Annotated in this window: 14 protein-coding genes and 5 tRNA genes; 7 read left to right on the plus strand and 12 right to left on the minus strand. The window is 65.6% G+C overall.

Features of this window, described 5'->3' with window-relative positions:
* Positions 1-59 precede the first annotated feature (59 nt).
* The 7 genes from I2C21_RS02430 (at position 60) to I2C21_RS02460 (ending at position 2,951) form a co-directional block, all read left to right on the plus strand.
* On the plus strand, positions 60-734 hold the full coding sequence (locus tag I2C21_RS02430) for a C40 family peptidase (RefSeq protein ID WP_195278412.1): 675 nt from the start codon (positions 60-62) through the stop codon (positions 732-734).
* Between the two features lie 207 nt (positions 735-941).
* Positions 942-2,297 carry an MATE family efflux transporter gene (locus I2C21_RS02435; RefSeq protein ID WP_195278413.1) on the plus strand — a complete coding sequence of 452 codons (1,356 nt, stop codon included), beginning with the start codon at positions 942-944 and terminating at the stop codon, positions 2,295-2,297.
* 152 nt (positions 2,298-2,449) lie between these two features.
* Positions 2,450-2,523: transfer RNA gene (locus I2C21_RS02440), tRNA-Gly, on the plus strand.
* Positions 2,524-2,526: 3 nt separating this feature from the next.
* Positions 2,527-2,603, plus strand: a tRNA-Arg gene (locus I2C21_RS02445).
* Positions 2,604-2,643: 40 nt separating this feature from the next.
* A tRNA-His gene (locus I2C21_RS02450) sits at positions 2,644-2,720 on the plus strand.
* A 66-nt stretch (positions 2,721-2,786) separates the two neighbouring features.
* Positions 2,787-2,861 (plus strand) — tRNA-Gln (locus I2C21_RS02455).
* 14 nt (positions 2,862-2,875) lie between these two features.
* Positions 2,876-2,951, plus strand: a tRNA-Lys gene (locus I2C21_RS02460).
* A gap of 177 nt (positions 2,952-3,128) precedes the next feature.
* On the opposite strand, the gene I2C21_RS02465 is transcribed toward I2C21_RS02460, so the two are convergent.
* The 12 genes from I2C21_RS02465 to hpf all read right to left on the minus strand — a co-directional run bounded on the left by I2C21_RS02465 (position 3,129) and on the right by hpf (position 18,288).
* Positions 3,129-3,596 (minus strand): phage holin family protein, encoded by a 468-nt coding sequence (locus tag I2C21_RS02465; protein ID WP_193536335.1) that lies wholly within the window; start codon positions 3,594-3,596, stop codon positions 3,129-3,131.
* 1 nt (position 3,597) lies between these two features.
* Positions 3,598-4,455 (minus strand): N-acetylmuramoyl-L-alanine amidase, encoded by an 858-nt coding sequence (locus tag I2C21_RS02470; RefSeq protein ID WP_195278414.1) that lies wholly within the window; start codon positions 4,453-4,455, stop codon positions 3,598-3,600.
* A gap of 82 nt (positions 4,456-4,537) precedes the next feature.
* Positions 4,538-4,672: an XkdX family protein gene (locus I2C21_RS02475; protein WP_193536330.1), complete on the minus strand. Its 135-nt coding sequence runs from the start codon at positions 4,670-4,672 to the stop codon at positions 4,538-4,540.
* Complete coding sequence (locus tag I2C21_RS02480; protein ID WP_195278415.1) at positions 4,669-5,010, minus strand: hypothetical protein; 342 nt, start codon at positions 5,008-5,010, stop codon at positions 4,669-4,671. The genes I2C21_RS02475 and I2C21_RS02480 overlap by 4 nt, the downstream gene beginning before the upstream one ends.
* A gap of 10 nt (positions 5,011-5,020) precedes the next feature.
* Positions 5,021-5,902 carry a hypothetical protein gene (locus tag I2C21_RS02485; protein ID WP_195278416.1) on the minus strand — a complete coding sequence of 294 codons (882 nt, stop codon included), beginning with the start codon at positions 5,900-5,902 and terminating at the stop codon, positions 5,021-5,023.
* Complete coding sequence (locus I2C21_RS02490; RefSeq protein ID WP_195278417.1) at positions 5,899-7,296, minus strand: replicative DNA helicase; 1,398 nt, start codon at positions 7,294-7,296, stop codon at positions 5,899-5,901. Before I2C21_RS02490 ends, I2C21_RS02485 begins: the two co-directional genes overlap by 4 nt.
* On the minus strand, positions 7,286-7,819 hold the full coding sequence (locus tag I2C21_RS02495; protein ID WP_195278418.1) for a helix-turn-helix domain-containing protein: 534 nt from the start codon (positions 7,817-7,819) through the stop codon (positions 7,286-7,288). Before I2C21_RS02495 ends, I2C21_RS02490 begins: the two co-directional genes overlap by 11 nt.
* A 444-nt stretch (positions 7,820-8,263) precedes the next feature.
* The gene (locus tag I2C21_RS17415) at positions 8,264-12,688 is read right to left on the minus strand and encodes an S-layer homology domain-containing protein (RefSeq protein ID WP_286167184.1); all 4,425 of its coding nucleotides are present in this window, start codon (positions 12,686-12,688) and stop codon (positions 8,264-8,266) included.
* 259 nt (positions 12,689-12,947) lie between these two features.
* Complete coding sequence (locus I2C21_RS02505) at positions 12,948-14,285, minus strand: ABC transporter permease (protein WP_195278419.1); 1,338 nt, start codon at positions 14,283-14,285, stop codon at positions 12,948-12,950.
* Positions 14,282-16,744: a COG1361 S-layer family protein gene (locus I2C21_RS02510; RefSeq protein ID WP_195278420.1), complete on the minus strand. Its 2,463-nt coding sequence runs from the start codon at positions 16,742-16,744 to the stop codon at positions 14,282-14,284. The genes I2C21_RS02505 and I2C21_RS02510 overlap by 4 nt, the downstream gene beginning before the upstream one ends.
* Positions 16,734-17,468: an ABC transporter ATP-binding protein gene (locus I2C21_RS02515; protein WP_328821014.1), complete on the minus strand. Its 735-nt coding sequence runs from the start codon at positions 17,466-17,468 to the stop codon at positions 16,734-16,736. The genes I2C21_RS02510 and I2C21_RS02515 overlap by 11 nt, the downstream gene beginning before the upstream one ends.
* A 277-nt stretch (positions 17,469-17,745) precedes the next feature.
* Positions 17,746-18,288, minus strand: a complete 543-nt coding sequence (gene hpf, locus I2C21_RS02520) for a ribosome hibernation-promoting factor, HPF/YfiA family (RefSeq protein WP_101693647.1) — start codon at positions 18,286-18,288, stop codon at positions 17,746-17,748.
* Positions 18,289-18,343: the final 55 nt, after the last annotated feature.

The following is an 18,343-nucleotide window of genomic DNA, read 5'->3' on the forward strand; positions in this document are numbered from 1 at the left end:
CCTCCTCCTATCCTATGGTGTTCGCGCCCCCGGCGTGCCCCCGAAAGGAGTCTGAGAGGATGCCCCGTCCGGCTGTCCGTCCCGCCCGGCCCACCGGAGCCGCCGCCATCCCCCTGTGCTGGGGGGCGGTCCTCCTGTGCCTGTGCCTGGCCCTGCTCTTCCCCCTCCGCTCCCCCAGGCCGGAGACCCCTTCCGCCCCCGCCATGGTCCCCGCGGCCCGCGCCGCCCTGGAGGCCCTGCCCGCCTCCCTCTCCCCCCAGCGCAGGGCCCTCCTGGAGCATGCCTGCACCCTGGTGGGCCATGTGCCCTACTTCTGGGGCGGAAAGTCCGCCGCCCCCGGCTGGGACCCGGCCTGGGGAGAGCTCCGGCAGGTCACCGCCCCCGGCTGCGCCGACTCGGGCAAGCGCCTCCCCTACGGTCTGGACTGCTCCGGCCTGGTCTCCTGGGCCGCGGCCAACACCCTGGAGGACTCCGACGCCCTTGCCCTGGTGGGGGACGGGGTGCGGGCCCAGTACGCCGCCAGCACCCCCATCGACTGGTCCGACCTCCTGCCCGGGGACCTTCTCTGCTTCCCCGACCTCTCCCACATCGGGCTGGCCCTGACGCCCGCCCCCGACGGCACGGTGCCGGTGCTCCACTGCTCCCGCAGTCTGGGGGGCGTGGTCATCACCGCCGACGCCGCGGGGGCCGGGTTTGCCCTGGCCGCCCGGCCCGGCTGGCTCCCCGCCTCCTAGCCGCTCCTTTTTTGGCATGCTGAGGTTCCCTTTTGTGCAAAGGGAGCCCCCCTCTCCCTGGGTTCTGCCGCTTTTTCGTTTTTTCTAACAAATTTCGCGCTTCATAGTTGACGTTTCCTCCAAATCTCGGTAGAATAGGATTTGTAAATCCGTTCTACTCTGGCCGCAGCCTCGTGCTGCGGCTCCAATTTTGCTGGAGGTGCGTCTATGACCGAAAATAAAATGGGCGTTATGCCGGTGGGCAAGCTCATTTTTACCATGTCCCTGCCCATGATCCTGTCCATGCTGATCCAGGCCCTCTACAATGTGGTGGACAGCGTGTTCGTCTCCTGGATCAATGAGGAGTCCCTCACCGCCGTCTCCATGGCCTTTCCCATTCAGAACCTGATGATCGCCGTGGCGGTGGGCACCGGCGTGGGCGTCAACGCCCTGCTATCCCGCAGCCTGGGCGAGAAAAACTACGACATCGCCAACCGGGCCGCCGAGAACGCGGTCTTTCTGGCCGTCATCAGCTGCCTGGTCTTCACCGTCCTGGGCACCCTGACCGCCCGGGTCTTCTTCGCCGTGCAGAGCACCGATCCCCAGATCGTGGAGTACGGCACCCTCTACCTGCGCATCTGCTCCCTGGGCTGTGTGGGCATCTTCATTGAGATCACCATGGAGCGGCTCCTGCAGGCCACCGGGCGCACCTTCTATACCATGATCACCCAGGGCGTAGGCGCGGTCATCAACATCGTGCTCGACCCCATCCTGATCTTCGGCCTTGGACCCTTCCCCCAGACGGGCATTGCCGGCGCGGCCATCGCCACCGTGACCGGACAGATCGTGGCGGGCATCCTGGCGGTCTTCTTCAACGCCGCCTGCAACCATGATATTCACCTCTCCCTGCGGGGCTTCCGCCCGGACGGCCACATCATCCTGCGGATCTACTCGGTGGGCATCCCCTCCATCGTGATGAACTCCATCGGCTCGGTGATGACCTTCGGCCTCAACCAGATCGTGGGCGCCTTTACGGCCACGGCCACGGCGGTGCTGGGCATCTACTTCAAGTTCCAGAGCTTCGTGTTCATGCCCATCTTCGGCCTGAACAACGGCATGGTCCCCATCGTGGCCTACAACTACGGCGCCCGGAAGAAGGAGCGCATGGTGCAGGCCATCCGGCTGTGCATCATCGCGGCCGTGCTCATCATGCTGGCCGGCCTCCTGGTGATCCAGTTCTTCAGCGCCCAGATCCTGATGCTCTTCAAGGCCTCCGAGAACATGCTGGCCATCGGCGTGCCCGCCCTGAAGATCATCTGCATCAGCTTCCTGTTCGCCGGGTTCAACGTGATCGTGTCCTCCACCCTTCAGGCCCTGGGCCACGGCTTCCTCAGCATGGTCATCTCCATCATCCGTCAGCTGGTGGTCCTCCTGCCGGCGGCCTACCTCCTCTCCCTGAGCGGGAACCTGACCCTGATCTGGTGGTCCTTCCCCATTGCGGAGCTGGTGGCCTTCCTGCTGTGTATCTTCTATCTGCGGCATCTCTACCAGCGGGTCATCCAGCCCCTGGAGGCCGAGAATTGATGTACTCCGTCCCTCCCCTGCCTCCGGGCGCGGGAGGGACCTTTTGTTTCCCATCCCGCTTTTTTCAAAATTTTCAAAAAAAGTAGTTGACATTTGGACAGACCCATGCTATTATAACTGAGCTGACATCGCTAAGGCGTCCGCAAGCCCATGCGGGTGTAGTTCAATGGTAGAATCCCAGCCTTCCAAGCTGGTCGCGTGGGTTCGATTCCCATCACCCGCTCCATATGCGCCTGTAGCTCAGGTGGATAGAGCAACTGCCTTCTAAGCAGTGGGTCAGGGGTTCGAGTCCCTTCAGGCGTGCCATTACCACACGGCGTGGTGGTGTCCAGCGGTTGTACATATGGTGGGTGTAGCTCAGTTGGTTAGAGCATCGGATTGTGGTTCCGAGGGTCGTGGGTTCGAGTCCCATTACCCACCCCATAACAACTCAAGGCGGAAGGGCCGGAGCGTCCGCTCCGGCCCTTCCCTTTTGGGCTTGCGTAATGTAGGGGTGTAGCCAAGTGGTAAGGCACGGGACTTTGACTCCCGCATTCGCTGGTTCGAACCCAGCCATCCCTGCCATTTTATCTGAATATGACTCGTTAGCTCAGTCGGCAGAGCAACTGCCTTTTAAGCAGTGGGTCCGGGGTTCGAATCCCCGACGGGTCACCATTAAAAAGTCCTAGAGCCGCAACGGTTCTAGGACTTTTTGTTTTCTTAACTTCTGTAAATTTAAGGTAAATAACGCTTCAAAATACCCATCTTTATCGCTTTTAAAAGATACAAAAACAGATACAAGGAATCCTATGTTTTCTTCCTGCTACTGGAGGCAATCCCTGTGGGCATTCTTCACTTTGTATCCTCTTGTGCTCCTGCCCCGTCGTCCACCTTTTCCCGCAGGGACTCAATGGCTTTCGTAAGCCAGGGTGGGATATCCGCCCCCAGCGCTCCGGCGTTCTCGATGATACTCCCCGTTTCTGTGAGGATATACCACACGATCACCAGCGGGCAGAAAAAGATCTCATATGTAAACGGAAGGCTTATGCCAGGCATATGCTCCAGGATCATGCTGATCACCATGTCCAAGATACCAGCCACGATGACCGCCACCACCGCCCCCAGCTTGTGCCAGATGCCATCTCTGGCGGCCTGGCTGGACCACTTCCCCGCCCGCAGCGCCGCGCAGGACCCGGTGGCATAGTCGATGGCCATGCAGGCGATCCAGGCAATGACCAGCCAGCCAAACCAGCCCCACAGTGCGGTGAGGGCAGCGCAGAAGGCCGACAGCGCGACCTTGAGCGTATTCACATGCTCCATATCAATCTTTCCCCTTTCTAATATGCTCCGCCATGGCGTGGATCAAACACACCACATTGGCGTCCGCGTAGCCGCTGCCGGTCTTCCAGTAGTCCGGGCTGGTCACGATCCCGGCCCGGGCCAGCACCTCCACATCGGTGTCCAAGTCGGACACATTGGGGGCCTCCCCTTCGCAAAGCTTCAGGAACTCCTCCCAGCTGCCGGGGGTGTGCCGGATGGTATGAGGGCAGTCCTTGCCGTTCCAGTGGTGGTGCTGCACCACCCGCTCCAGGGGGATGCCGTGCTCCGCCCTCAGGAGGCGCACCAGGGCGGCCGCGTTCTGTTTGGCCTTTTCCCAGTCTCCGCCCGCGTCCACGCAGAGCTCCATGCCGATGCTCTGGGCGTTGCCGGGGCCCTTGGCCCCATCCCCGGCGTGATAGGCCGTCTCGGTATCCGGCAGGTGCTGGACAATGGCGTGGTCATCCACCGTGTAGTGCCAGCTCACCAGGGCGTTGGCCGCACTGTCCCCCTTCAGGTAGGAGGCGTGGGCCGCGGCGTCCGCCCCCCGGGCGGCGTTCCCGGTCTCGTGGATGGTGAGGTAGCGGCATGGGTTTGCTCCGCCGGGGCGGTTCTTCCGGCCCTGGGGGATGTAGTCGCTCTGGATTGCGATGCCGTTGTCGGTGACCCGCCCGGCCGTCTCCACCGGCTCCAGGTAGTCCAGGGAGACCCAGCCCTTGTCGGTGCGTCCCCATCCCTCCTTCTCCTCCAGGACGGTGACCACCGTTCCGCAGGGATAGGCTCCCGTCTTTCCATAGCCCGTACCCGGGCCGCTGCGGATGTTCACGCCCACGGCGGGCGTGACGGTGTACTGTCTGCTCATGGTGTCCTCCTTGTCTCCCTCCCGGGTCGGCCCGCCAGCCCGAGGCGGTGTCTGCTCCGGGGATTTTCTGCTCGTTTGCCTCTCAGGCCTGCTCCGCTTCGCGCAGGATGGCCTCCGCCGCCTCCCGGCTCAGGCGGCCCGCCGCCACCAGCGCCTCGATGCGCCGCTCGTCCCAGAGGCGGGGATAGTATTTCCGGGCCAGTTCCTCCACATTCACAGTTCCACCCCCTGCATGATGGCCAGAAAATCCACGTCCGCCCGGAGCTGCTCCAGCGCGGTGGGTGCGGGCGGGACCAGCGCCGCCCGGTCGGCCGCGATCTCCTCCGCTGTGCGCTCCACCGGCTTGCCGCCCGCCAGCTTCCACAGGGATATGCCGTCGCCGTCCAGCGGCCGGCCCGGGAGATAGTGCCGATATGCGTGCCGAAACCGGTCTCCGGTTCCGGCGTCGATGGCCGTCCATCCGCGGGTGTCGCCCAGAAACGCGGAGCTGTTGATGTCTGTGATCCTGTCGCCGTCCAACCGGACGTACACGGTGATCTTCTCTTCGTAAAGCATAGCCCCTCCTTTACAGTTCCGCCGAATTCGTGTAATAAGTGACCTCCCCGATCCGGACCGTTCCGGGGGTGGGGTCGATCCGCATGACCGGGCGGCAGTCGACCGCTCGCTCAGGCCGCTGGTCCGCCGAGGAATAGAGCTGGAAATACCGCTGGCAGGCGGCCAGCTCCTTCCCGTATTCCGGCCCGGCAAAGAGCTGCGGCCTGCCAGACGCATCTCTCCAGCTCAGCGTCTGGACCTCCCCCTCCTCCAGCTTTGCGGCGTACAGCCGGATCTTGCACCCCTTGCCGCACACAAACACAAATTTCAGGGCGGCGGTCAGCGTCCCGGCGGTATCCGTCAGGGCGCAGACCCCCTTTTCGTCCGGAATGGCCGCATCTTTTTTATAGGTGTCAAAGATGTTCGTGATATAGCAGTACTCCGTCCCGCTGACCCGCTCGGCCAGCGCGGACAGCGTGAGGGTCCTGCCGCTGTATTGGGCGGGCGCTTCCACGGCGCACTCCAGCGTAACCAGGGCTTCCGCCGGGGCCTCCACCTCGACGCAGTCCTCCTTTATGGCCAGCGTGCCCCCGCTCAGCTTCCAGCCGTCCATGGTGTAGCCCCCCGTGTAGAGGACCGCCCCCCGCTGATTGATGGGGAGGGCTCCCTCCCCCTTCTGGCTGCCCCCGCCGGTAAAGCAGCCGTTGCACAGCAGGTTCCTGCGCACCTCCGCCCCCAAATTGGCCAGTGCCTCCTGGGCCGTGTCCAGGTTGGACAATTTCAGGTCGGCCCGCGTCGTCCGGTTCTCGTGCATGGCCGCGTCGATGGCGTCGGCGTTGTAATTCAGGTCCGCAATGTCCACGGGATCCTGTTTCTCCGGCTTTCGCAGCCCATAGTTGGTCGTATTGGTCATCCTGTCCTCTCCTCCGAACTCTTCTCATTCTCCGCCGGGGTATGCTCCTTCCTCCCCCCTCCCTCCGCCGCGCAGGCCCTCTGCCAGGCCCGCCGGGGATCGTTGCTCACCGGGTGGAGCTTGCTCAGGGCCAGGCAGGCCGCCATCTCGCACGTCCCCGTCCCGCCGTGGCGGTTCTTGGCCACGATGATCTCCAGCGGGGAGGGGGCAAAGCCGCCGGGCCTGTGCCGGTCGTAGTAGTCCGCCCGGTAGAGGAAGAGCACCCCGTCGGCGTCCTGCTCGATGGCCCCGGTGTCCCGCAGGTGGGAGAGCTGGGGCACCCGGTCCCGCTGGCCCTCGGTCTGGCGGTTGAGCTGGCAGAGCACCAGGGCCGGGATGCGCAGGGTCCGGGCCAGGGTCTTGAGGGCCCCCGAGATCTCGGTCATGTACTCGATGCGGTCCTTCCGCCGCCCCTCCCGGCCGGGGGAGATCTTTCCGATGTAGTCCACCACCAGGAGCCGGAGGTCCTTCACCTGCCGGGCCAGGAGGGCGATGTCGTCCACCGTGACCGAGGGGCTGCGGTTGATGTGCAGGGGCAGGCAGCTGAGCTTGGCGCTGGCCTGGGCCAGCTTCTGATACTCCTCCTCGGTGAGCTGGTCCATCAGCAGGCGGCTGCCCGGAATGCCGGCCAGGCGGCTCAGGCGCTTGGCCGTGAGCTGCTCCTCGTCCATCTCCAGGGACACGAAGAGGACCGGCCCGCTCCGCTCGGCCACCCGGTCGGCGATGTTGAGGGCCACCGTGGTCTTGCCCATGCCCGGCCGGGCCGCCAGGATGTACATGCCCCCCGCCAGCATCCCGCCCCCCAGCAGCAGGTCGATGTCCCGGAAGCCGGTGGGCACGAAGCGGCAGGCCGTCCCGGCGTCCACCTTCCCCCGGTGGTCGAAGAAGGCCAGGAGGGACTCCTCCGGGGCCAGCAGGTCCCCGCCCACGCCCTCGGTCTGGAGCTCCTCCACCCGCCGCCCGGCCTGGGCCAGGATGGCGGCGGTCTCGTCGTGCCCGTCCACCCGCCGCTGGAGCTCCTCCCCCAGGCTCCGGATGGCCCGGCGGACCGACTGCTCCCGCACCTGCCGGGCGTAGAGCTCCACATTGGCGGCGGTGGGGGTGATCTCCATGAGCTGCATCAGGTATTCCCGGCTCACGTCGGCGTGCCGGGTCCGGGCCTCCTCCAGGATGGTCAGGGGGTCCACCGGCCGGTTGGCCCGGGCCAGGGCCACCGCCGTGCGGTAGATGGCCCGGTCGGCCTCCAGCACGAAGTCCTCCGGCCGGAGCAGCCCCTCCACCACCGGCAGGCACTGCCCGTCCAGCAGGATGGAGCCCACCACCGCCTGTTCGGCCTCCAGTCCGTCAGTCATCATAGACCACGACCTCCTCCCCGTCGATCATCTCCAGGTGATACCTGCGCGCCCCCCGCGTCTTCCGCCTCCCGCTCCTGTGGAACACACCGTCCCCCTCCTGGGGGACTTTAGGGGGAATATTCTCTTTTCTTGACTTACTCTCTCCGCCATTTTTGTCGGGAGGGGTCCCGTCAATTTTGTCAGGAGGGGTCCCGTCATTTCTGTCGGGAGGGGGTACCCGCTCCTCCCCCGCCCGGCCGGGGAAGATCCGCCGCTCCAACACCTGCCGGTCCGGCCCCCGGCGCACCTCCAGGCGCAGGTATCCCTCCCGGACCAGTTCGGCCAGCAGCCGGGTGACGCTCCGGTCGCTCATCCCCAGGCGGGCGCAGAAATAGCCGTTGTGGGCGTGGCAGTACCCCGTCCGGCAGGCGAGGGCCTCGATCTCCCCGTACAGCAGCTTGGCCTTGGCGGACAGCCGCCGGTCATACCGGAGGGCGGCCGGGATCCGGACCCAGTCCGATGCACTCTGTCTCCTCTGTTCCATGGCATATCCTCGTACTAATGTTCTATAATCTCCTTAGAGGATATCATACACCAGTTCTAGTATCTTGTCAAGATATTTTTGAAAGACTGGTTTCCGTAAAAAAAGACCGGCGCTCCTATCCGGAGCGCCGGTCGGCAGTCTGGCGATGCGGTGCATTTCTGCGCTTTGTGCTGCAAGGGCCTCGCAGAGTTCCGTCGTCCGCAGACGACGGAAGGGGGTCAAATCGTGTTTTCCGGCGGCGTGTACGTCGGAAAACACTCTGCTCAGCCCACAAGCGTGCGCGCTTTGCGCGTGCGACGCAGGGGGCTGCATCCCCTCGAAAAAATGCCTGCATTTTTGAGAAGCGTGTCGAAAGATTTCGACACGCTGAGGCCGACGGGCGCTCTATTTCAGAGCGCCCGTCGGCCTGCAAAGGGTAGAAAGGTGGAGAGAGGAACGTGCGGTTTATTTCGCCGTGTTCTCCGCGAAGTTCATGAGGATCTGGGCCACCTCCGCCCGGGTGGCGGTGCCGGTGGGATCCAGGATGGTGGCGGTCTTGCCGTTCAGGAGACCGTCGCCCACCGCCCAAGACATGGCGTGCTCGGCCCAGCCGGAGATCTTGTCCCGGTCGGCAAAGGCGCTCAGGTCGGCGGTGGCGGTGACGTCGTAGTCCTTGTACTGGGCGTAGCGGTAGAGGATGGCGGCCATCTGCTCCCGGGTGACCGGGTCCTCGGGGCCGAACTTGCCGCTGCCGTAGCCGTCCACGATGCCGGCGGAGGCCGCCCAGTTGACCGCCTTGGCATACCAGGCGTCGGCGGGGACATCCACGAAGGAGGTGCCGGCCGCGGCAGGCTTCTCCTCCAGGTTGTAGAGGACCTGGGCGATCATGCCGCGGGTGAGGTTGGCGGCGGGGGCAAACTGGGTGTCGCTGGTGCCCGTCATCATGTGGTGCTCATAGGTGTAGCACACGGCCTCATAGTACCAGTCGCCCTCCTTCACGTCGGTGAAGGGCAGGGTCACCGCGCCCTCCTCCACAAAGGTGGCCTCCACGGTGACGGAGGTGTCGGGCATGGTGAAGGTGTACTTGTTCTCGCTCTTCTCGGTGAGCTTGCGCTCCTCCCCGTCCCGGTCGGTGACGGTGAGGGTGTCCAGCACATAGCCCTCGTCGGGCTGGACGGTCAGGGTCACCGTGGCGCCCTGGGAGGCCCAGGTGCTGCTGCTGGTCACCTTGCCGTGCTCGCTCTCCTCCACTTTGATGGCGTAGGTGCTGGAGGAGCCGCCCGAGCTGGGATTGCGGACCTCGATGGTCTTCTCCCCGGCGCCGATGACCTTGCCGGAGTCCAGATCCACCAGCTGGAAGGTGGCCTTGTAGGTGCCCTTCTGGTCAAAGACCAGCTTCAGGTCGGTCTTGGCGCTGTAATTGGCGCTCACCGGGAAGCCGCCGTCGGGGCCCCACTGGCCCACCTCGGCCAGGTTGTACTCCTTGCCGGTCTCGTCGGTGGCCAGGATCTGGGGCTTGGCCCCCTCGGGGGCCTCCACCGCGATCTGGATGAGGGCGTGGGCATAGGCGGGGGCGTTGGGATCGCCCTTCAGGGTGGCGCTGCCCTGGCCGCTCTCATTGGGCCGCAGGGTGTCGGGGGCCTCGATGTCGAAGGTGTAGGCGTGGCCCACCGTGATCTGGAAGGACCCGCCGCCCAGCACCGCCCGGTCCTGGTCCAGGTCCACCAGCTGGAAGGTGGCCTTGTAGGTGCCCGGCTGATCAAAGACCAGCTTCAGGGGGGTGTCGGCCCGGTAGCCGGCCTCCACATGGAAGCCGCCGTCGGGGCCCCACTGGCCCACCTCGGCCAGGTTGTGCTCCTGACCGGTGGTGTCGGTGGCCAGGATCTGGGGCTTGGCCCCCTCGGGACCCTCCACCGTGATCTGGATGAGGGCGTGGTCATAGGCAGGGGCGCTCTCCAGGCCCACCAGGGCGGCGGAGGCGGAGGCGTTCTGGCCCACCACCATGGTCTTGGGGGCGGTGATGGAGAAGTAGTAGTCGGACTCGGTGATGACGAAGTCCTTCTCCGCCGTGCCGGTGAAGTTGCCCTGACCGGTGACGGTCACGGTGCCCACGCCCACGGCGGTGTTGTTGGTGTAGCTTACGGTGTAATCGCCCTGGCCCAGGGTGAGGCCGTCCACGGTCACGGAGGTGACCTCAGGCTCCACGGGGCTGCCGGTGTAGACGAAGCCGTCCTGGGGCAGGGTCACGGCGGCGCCCGCGATGTCCTTGGGATCGATCACAAAGTCCACGGTGATGGTGCCGGTGTAGTTGCCCATACCGGTGATCTCCACGGGGTAGGTGCCCGCGGCGGTGCGCTCGGTGAGGGCGGCGGTGTAGTCCCGATCCTGCACCAGGGTGCTGCCGCCGTCCTCCACGAGGAGGGCGGGGGTGTGGCCCTGGCCGTCATAGGTCACCCGGGAGACCGACGCCATCTCGGCGCTCAGGGCCTTGGGGGTGATGGTCAGGGCGGCGGTGGCGGTACCCAGGTAGTCGTCATTCTCGGCGGTGATGGTGACGGTGTAGGTACCCACGTCGGTGGGAGGCGTCGTGCTGTCATAGCCCTGGCCCTGATACTGGTAGGTGAAGGTGAACTCCCCGCCGGTATACTCACCGGTGACGCTGGCCGGGCCCACGCCCTGGCTCTCACCGCTGTAGGGGACGCTCACGTCGCCGCACAGGATGGCCCCCTCGGGGAGCACGTCCTTGTTGGCCGAGCGGATGGTCACCACGGCGTTGATCTCCTCGTAGGTGTCGGAGGCGATCTTCAGGTCGATGGAGGCCGTCTTGTCCACCTCATAGACCGGGTTGTAGGTCACGGTCATGGTGGAGCCGGAGATAGTGGGCTCCCCGCTCAGGATGCCGTCGGTGTCGGTCATGCCCACATAGGTATAGCTGGGGTTGAGGGCGTCGGGCACCAGGCGGTTCAGGTTGACGTCCACCGAGCCGCCGGTCTCGCCCACCCGGATGTTCTGGGTCAGCTGGGCGGTGCCGGAGTAGATGCCCTTGCCCACGCTGGCGGTGGGGTCGGAGGTCACGGTGCCGGTGCAGTTGGAGGCCTGCACCGCCACGCGAATGGTGTGGCCCACGTCCTGGGCGGTGAGCTGGTAGGAGGCGCCCACCGCGCCGGAGATGGCCGATCCGGAGCGCATCCACTGGTAGGAGAGGGTGCCCATCTCGGCCTCATCCGGGGTCACCGTGAGGCCGGTGGTCACGGCGGTGAGGGTGTCGCCCATCCGGGGCGCGGGGTTGTCGATGGTGACGGTGCCGCCCAGCTCGCCCCGCACGGCGCCGCCGGTGTAGCCCAGAGTCTCGTTCTGGAAGAAGAGCTGGGGATAGGGGCAATCGCTCACGGACTGCCAATCATCGCTGGTCCAGCCCTCGGCGGCGTAGGTGCTCCACTGGCTGGCCTGGGCGCGGGTGATCTTGCCGCCCTTGGCGTTGTCCTCGGCGTTGCCGCTGATGTCGTCCACGGCCAGGGCGGTGTTCTTGGTGACGGTGTCCTTGGTGCCCTCCTGCCAGATGTTGCCGAAGCCGTTGTCCACCCACTTGCCGGGCTCGGCGTCGGTGGTGTAGACCAGGGCGGCCTTGCTCACGTCGGCGCGGCCGTAGACCGCCACCGAGTCGGACAGGACGAAGCTGTCGGTGAAGTAGGCGCCGCTGCGCAGGTTGTAGTCCTCCCGAATGGCGTTGATGAGGCCGGCCAGACCGCCCGCCCGGGCGGCGCCGTAGTTGCCCTCGGCGCTGACCTCACCGGCGTTGTAGCTCTGCTCCACGCCGGTCTGGTAGTTGCCCTGGCCCACCAGGCCGCCGGCGACCACGTCGCAGTCGTTGGTGGAGTCGGTATTCTCGGCCGTCACATCGCCGTAGTTGTAGGAGCCGTGGATGAGCACGGCATTGCCGTTGTCACCCACCAGGCCGCCGGCCAGGAAGGAGGAGCGGTACATGCCGCCCATCCCCTGTCCGCCGGTGGCGAAGATGTCGCCGGCGTTGTAGCAGACATGGATGGAGCTGCTGGAATAGTTGCTGCCCACCAGGCCGCCGGCCGTGGTGTAGGCGGTGGAGGCATAGGCGGTCACGGCGCCGGTGTTGAAGCAGTACTGCATCCCCAGGCGGCCGTACTCGTCCTTGGAGTGGGCATAGCCCACCAGGCCGCCGGCGTCCACGGCGCAGCTGTATCCGCTGCCCGTCACCTTGGCCCGGTTGTAGGAGGCCGACACCATCACGCTGCTGCCGTAGGTGCTGCTGTAGCGGTTGGTCTCGGCCCGGCCCACCAGGCCGCCCACGTAGCCGGCCGACTCGCCGGAGGAATTGAAGGAGACCGTGCCGGTCACATAGCAGTTCATGAGGACCGTGGCCCCTCCGGCGGTGCTGGTGGCGTAGCCCACCAGGCCGCCCACGTTGGAGGCGGTGGTGCTGCCCTGGGAGTCGCTGTCCACCTTGATGTTCACGTTCTCCAGGCCCAGGTCAAAGATCTGGGCATTTCTGGCCGCGCCGAACAGACCGAAGTCGTTCCGTCCGTTCCGCCCGGTGATGGTCAGATTGCGGATCACATACCCGCAGCCGTCCAGCGTGCCGGTAAAGGGCTTGCTCTGGCTGCCGAGGGGGACCCACTCCTCCCCGGAGAGATCGATGTCCCCGGTCAGGTAGTAGGCGCCGCTCAGATCGCTGCTGATGTTCTTCAGGTCCTCCGCTGTGGACACGGCGGTCCAGCCGCTGTGGTCCATCTTCTGGAAGTCCGTGATAAAGTTGTCCCGGTTGGCCGTATTGGCCGCCAGCGCCGAGACCGGCAGAAGCATCAGCACCATGCAGCACGCCACCAGCGAGGACAGCAGGCGCTTGATTCTGGTCATGATCTTGTATCACTCCTTCTTCTGATTTTGGGTATCCGCGCAATGAAAAACAGGGTCAAATACCACTCCTCTCCTGTGTTTCCCGAACGAAAGTCAAATTAAGGAAACCTTTCTGGGATAACTCTATCCCATTTTGTCACAAGATACAATATCCTGGCTGCATAGTGTTTTGCGCTTTGTCATTTCGGTCAACCCCCCTGCTCCGCGCCAAAACGGGGCCCCCCGCCCTGTGTGCGGAGAGCCCCGTGAGAGGGAGATCCTATTCGCTTTTGATGGCCTCCAGCGCCGGGATCTGCACCGCCTTGTTGGCGGGATAGTACCCGGAGGCCAGGCCGATGAGCACCGAGAAGAAGATGCCGAACACCGGCAGCCACAGGGGGATCACCGACAGCCGCCGCACCCCCTCGCCCCCCAGCAGGGCGGGGAGCAGGTTCTCCACCGACAGCCCCAGGGAGACCAGGTTCACGATCAGGGAGATGATCCCGCTGCTCACGCAGCCCACCACCCCGCCGATCAGGCCGATGGCCCCCGCCTCGGCCAGGAACATCACCCGGATGTCGGTGACATAGCAGCCCAGGGACTTCATGATGCCGATCTCCCGGGTGCGCTCGGAGATGGACATGATCATGGTGTTGGTGATGCCCAGGGCGGCCACGAAGAGGGAGATGGCCCCCAGGCCGCCCAGCATCATCTGCTTCTGCCGGGCCTCCTGCTCCATGGGCTTGCGGATGCTCTCCATGGACTCGGTGTTGTAGCCCATGGCCTTGATCTCCTGCTCCACCGGCTCCACCTGGTCGATGCCCGTGACCTTCACCAGCACCGAGGTGTAGGGGAGGGCCTTCTTCTTCCCCCGCTGGATCTTGTCCCAGATGCCCCGCAGGTCGGACAGGCTCATCATCAGCCCGTCGGAGGTCTCGCTCCCCTTGGCGTAGTCCTCCTTGGTCACCCCGGCCACCGTGATGGGGAAGGTGTACTTGCCCCCGTCGTGCTCGATCTCCAGGGTCATCTTCCCCTTCATGGGGTCCAGGTAGGGGGGCGGAAACTCCGTGAGCTGTCCGTTCTCGTCCAGCTCCCCGCCCCAGCGGTCCACCATGTTCCGCCCCTCGGGGCGCAGGGTGTCCTTGAAGTTATAGGCCAGGTACTCCCCCGCCATGACCTCCCCGCTCCGGTGGGCGGCCTCCCCCTGGGTGAGGCGGAAGCCCAAAGGCTCCAGGGTGTCCATGTCCACCCCGGCCACGGTGGTCCACTCGGCGATGTACCGGTTGCCCGTGCCCGCCAGAAGGCGGATGCGGTCGGCCTCCAGGCTCTGCTTGGGGGTGACGGCCTCCACGCCCCCCAGGCTGCGCAGGCGCTTGACCAGGGCCTCGTCCAGCTTGGTCTTGCCCTTGCCCCCCTGGGGGGCGTGGACCGTGATGATGGTCAGGTCCCCCATCTGGGCCAGCAGGCTCTCCTGGGCCTCCTTCATGCCGATGCCCAGGGAGACCATGATGACGATGGAGCAGCAGCCGATGAACACCCCCAGCACCGTCAGAAGGGTGCGGGATTTCCGCCGCAGCAGGTTTTGCAGGCACATGCGCATCAGGTCCTTGCGTCTCAAGGCTCACTCTCCTCCTCCCAGGAGGTCCAGTCCCCGCCCTCCTCGGTCTGGGGCTTGGCGCGGCCCTTCTTCCACCGGAGGAGGGCCAGGAGGAGCACCAGTCCGCCGCCGCTGCCGCCCAGGACCAGGGGCCAGGGGAAGGGCTGTCCCTCCTCCTCCCCCGCTCCGGGGGCCGGGTCCTCGGCGGGGACGAACTCCTCCACCTGGAGCTCCACGGGGAATTCCCGGGTCTGGAGCTGCTGGTCGGCGTTCTCATAGGTGACCCGGAGGACCAGGGAGAGGGGCCCGGCCTTCTCGGGGGTGACGGCAAAGCCGATGGCCCCGCTGCTCCCGGCGCTGAGGTTGCCCAGGTACTGGGTCCGGGCGGGGGTGGTCACCCCCTCGCCCACCACGGTGGCCTCCACGTTGGCGATGTCGTCCTTGCCCTTGTTCACATAGGCCAGGGTGAGCTCCAGCTCCTCCCCCTCGGTGGCGGTCTCGGGCAGGGTGGGGGCGTTGATCTGGAGGCGGTCGGGCTGGTAGAGGGGGATGGAGACCTTGATGTCCGAGGTGGCCTGGGCGCGCTTGGCCCCGTCCACATACTCGTACTTGAAGCCGATGGAGACGCTCTGGGCGCCGCTCTTGCCGGTGGGGACGGCCCGCATGGGGACCTCCCGGGTCTGGCTCTCCCCGGCGCCCAGGGCGGGGTAGTAGAAGGTGTTGGTGCTGCCGTTCATGGCGAAGCTCTCCCCGCCCTCCACGGTGACCACCAGGTTTTCGATCCCCAGCCGACCGGTGTTCTCAAAGGTGAAGGAGAGGGGGAAGGAGCTCCCCGAGGCCACCGACCCCTCCCCGTAGGAGAAGGAGCGGATGACCACGTTGGGCTGGGGGCTGTCCCCCTTCCCGGTGGGGACGGCGGTGAGGTTGATGCGGTCGGAGGCGGTGGCCTGGGCCATGGTCTCCCCGTTGTGGTAGCTGTATTTCAGCTCGGTGCTCAGGGACTGGTTGGCCGAGCCGATCTCGGCCGCCCCCTGGATGCGCAGGGTGAGGGAGGCGCTCTTCCCCGGCTCCAGGTCGGGCAGGAGGAAGGAGGAGGCGTCGTTCAAAAGCAGGATGGCGTCCGAGGGGGTCACCGTCACCATGGGGGAGACCACCTTGGTGGTCCCCGCGTTGCGGAAGGAGAGCTCCACGCTGCGGCTCTCCCCGGCGGCCAGGGGCTTGGGGGCGGCCGAGCGGGTGAGGATCACCAGGGGCTGGGCCACGCTCTCCCGGGGCACGGCGGGGATGCCCACCTTGTCGGAGGCGGTGGCCTGGGTGAGCATGCCGCCGTTGTCGTAGCCGAACTTGAGCTCGGTGCTCAGGGACTGGTTGGCCGAGTTCATGTCCCGGGCCGCCTGGAAGCGGACGGTGATGCTCCCGGTCTTGCCCGGCGCGATGTCCCCCAGGAGGAAGGTGGTGGTGTCGTTGAGGAGCAGCAGGGACTCGCTGGCGGTGACGGCCGCCACCGCCCCCACCAGTTTGGTGGCGCCGCTGTTCTGGAAGGAGATGGTCACCTCCCTCGTCTCCCCGGGGGCCACGGGCTTTTCCAGGGGGGAGCGGGTGACCAGCACCGGGGGCTGGGGCACGCTCTCCCGGCCCAGGGCGGGAATGCTGATCTTGTCGGTGATGCTCCCCTGGACCAGGGAGATGTTGTTGTGGTAGTTGAAGCGCAGCTCCACCCCCAGGGACTGGGCGGGGCTCTGGATGACGCTGGCCCCCTTGATCCGGAGCTTGACGGTGGCGCTCTTCTTCCCGGCGATCTCGTCCAGGGGGAAGGAGTTGCTCCCCCCCAGGATCTCCAGACCCTCGGTGGGGGTGAAGACGGCCACGGGGGATTTCAGCCGGGCGTTGCTCAGGTTGCGGAAGGTGATGGTGAGCTCCGCCTCCTGCCCGGCCTGGATGGGCTGCTTCAGCTCATTGCGGGAGACCGTCACCAGGGGGACGGGGGCGGCGTCCGGGGTGGAGGGGATGTCGGGGACCCGCTCGGGGGCCTCGTAGACCACGGCCTCGGTGACGGTCACCTCCATGGTCTGGTAGGAGTCGGCCTGTCCGGCGGTGCCCACCTGGAGGCGCAGGCTCTGCCCCACGCCCTTGTAGGTGACGCCCGTCAGGAGGATCTCGTAGCGCAGGGGGGCTCCGTCCTCAGAGACCCGGCGGACGTTGACGCTCCCGCCGGTGAAGCTGTCCTCCAGCTTGGTGATGTCCAGGGCGGCGGGGTCGCCGGCGCCGGTGCCGTCCCCGGTGTCCTTGACGGTGACGGCGATGTTGACGGTGTCGCCCTTGGTGACCCGGGCGGCGGTGCGCCCGGCGGAGTCCTGGACGGTGTAGCCCGTCACATAGAGGGTGCCCCCCTCGGCGGCGGCCGCGGCGGGCAGCACGCCCAGCAGCAGCGCCAGGAGGAGCAGGAGGGCCCCGCCCCGGCGGAATGGATTACGCTTCATATTGACTCTTCTCCTTCTGGTTGACTTGGTTGCCCACGATCTCCCCGTCGATGAGGGTGACGATGCGGTCGGCGTAGGCGGCCATCTCCGGGTCGTGGGTGACCAGGATGATGGTCTGGTGGTAGCGGCGGGCAAAGGCGCAGATCATCTCCATGATCTCGGCGGTGGTCTTGGAGTCCAGGTTTCCGGTGGGCTCGTCGGCAAAGACCACGTCGGGCCGGGCGATGAAGGCCCGGGCGATGCCCGCCCGCTGCTGCTGGCCGCCCGACATCTGCCCCGGGAAGTGGTCCAGCCGGTGGGAGAGCCCCACCCGGCACAGCAGCTTCCGGGCCGCCGCCTCCCGCTCGGCCCGGGGGACTCCCCGGAACATGAGCGGCATGGCCACGTTCTCGGTGGCGGTCAGGTTGGGCAGCAGGTTGTAGGACTGGAACACGAAGCCCAGGTGCTGCTGCCGGAAGGAGGCCAGCTGCCGCTCACTCAGGCGGGAAATGGGCACGCCGCCGATGCGCACCTCTCCCCGGGTGGGCTTCTCCATGCCGGCCAGCTGGTTGAGCAGAGTGCTCTTCCCCGAGCCGGAGGTGCCGAAGATGCAGCAGATCTCCCCCCGCATGACGTGCAGGTTGATGCGTTTCAGGGCCACTACCGTCTCATCGCCGATGGGATACTCCTTGCGGAGGTCCTTCACCTCGATGACGGGGCGGCCGCGCAGGTCAGGTCCGTTCACAGGACGCTCCCCCCTTTCCGAGAGGTATCTTACGCCCTGCATCTTTACACACCCTTTGCCCAGGTTTAAGATTTGGAAAGATTCCGCGTGTCGAACTGCTTCGACACGCGTCTCAAAAATGCAAGCATTTTTTCGAGGGGGAAGCAGGCCGCTGCCTGCGGGCGGCGGAACTCTGCGAGGCTCTTACCGGCAAACCCGCAGCCGCACATGCAAAAAGGCCCCCCGGGAATTGCTCCCGGGGGGCCTTGTAATGGTTTGGCAAAGGGTCAAATTTCGGTTATTCGGCGTCTTCGATCAGGCCGTAGCCGCCGTCGTTGCGCTTATACACCACGGAGAAGGCGCCGTCGTTGTCCACGTCCTTGAAGGCGAAGAAGGTGTGGTCCACCAGGTTCATCTGGAGCACCGCCTCTTCCACCGTCATGGGCTTGATGGGGAACTTCTTGGTGCGGACGATGCGGAACTCATCCTCCTCCACCTCGGGCACGAAGGAGGAGATCTCCTCCTCCACCGAGCGGACAAAGGCGTCCTGGCGCAGGCGCTTTTCCAGGCGGGCCTTGTTCTTGCGCAGCTGCCGCTCCACCGAGGCCACCGCGGCGTCGATGGTGGCGAACATATCGGACGTACTCTCCGCCACGCGGATGATGGTGCCGCCGGAGCGGACCGTCAGTTCCACGTTGTTGCGGTCTTTTTCAACACTAAAGACAATGGAAGCCTCCGCGTCCGCCTTGAAATAGCGGTCCAGCTTGCCCACTTTCTTCTCGGCATAGGCATGCACCTTGTTGGGGAGGTTAACCTTCTTGTCAGTAAACACGAACTTCATAGTGTCAGCTCCTTCCGCCCTCTGGATGAGAGGGCTTTTGTCGTTGCCCACGGGT

The organism is Clostridium sp. J1101437_171009_A5, assembly GCF_015547905.1.
GTDB lineage: Bacteria > Bacillota > Clostridia > Oscillospirales > Oscillospiraceae > Pseudoflavonifractor_A > Pseudoflavonifractor_A gallinarum.

Excerpts from the sequence above, each read along its gene's own strand:
- I2C21_RS02430 (WP_195278412.1), top strand. The coding sequence starts at position 60 with ATGCCCCGTCCGGCTGTCCGTCCCGCCCGGCCCACCGGAGCCGCCGCC.
- I2C21_RS02435 (WP_195278413.1), top strand. The coding sequence starts at position 942 with ATGACCGAAAATAAAATGGGCGTTATGCCGGTGGGCAAGCTCATTTTT.
- I2C21_RS02465 (WP_193536335.1), bottom strand. The coding sequence starts at position 3,596 with ATGGAGCATGTGAATACGCTCAAGGTCGCGCTGTCGGCCTTCTGCGCT.
- I2C21_RS02470 (WP_195278414.1), bottom strand. The coding sequence starts at position 4,455 with ATGAGCAGACAGTACACCGTCACGCCCGCCGTGGGCGTGAACATCCGC.
- I2C21_RS02480 (WP_195278415.1), bottom strand. The coding sequence starts at position 5,010 with ATGCTTTACGAAGAGAAGATCACCGTGTACGTCCGGTTGGACGGCGAC.
- I2C21_RS02485 (WP_195278416.1), bottom strand. The coding sequence starts at position 5,902 with ATGACCAATACGACCAACTATGGGCTGCGAAAGCCGGAGAAACAGGAT.
- I2C21_RS02490 (WP_195278417.1), bottom strand. The coding sequence starts at position 7,296 with ATGATGACTGACGGACTGGAGGCCGAACAGGCGGTGGTGGGCTCCATC.
- I2C21_RS02495 (WP_195278418.1), bottom strand. The coding sequence starts at position 7,819 with ATGGAACAGAGGAGACAGAGTGCATCGGACTGGGTCCGGATCCCGGCC.
- I2C21_RS17415 (WP_286167184.1), bottom strand. The coding sequence starts at position 12,688 with ATGACCAGAATCAAGCGCCTGCTGTCCTCGCTGGTGGCGTGCTGCATG.
- I2C21_RS02510 (WP_195278420.1), bottom strand. The coding sequence starts at position 16,744 with ATGAAGCGTAATCCATTCCGCCGGGGCGGGGCCCTCCTGCTCCTCCTG.
- hpf (WP_101693647.1), bottom strand. The coding sequence starts at position 18,288 with ATGAAGTTCGTGTTTACTGACAAGAAGGTTAACCTCCCCAACAAGGTG.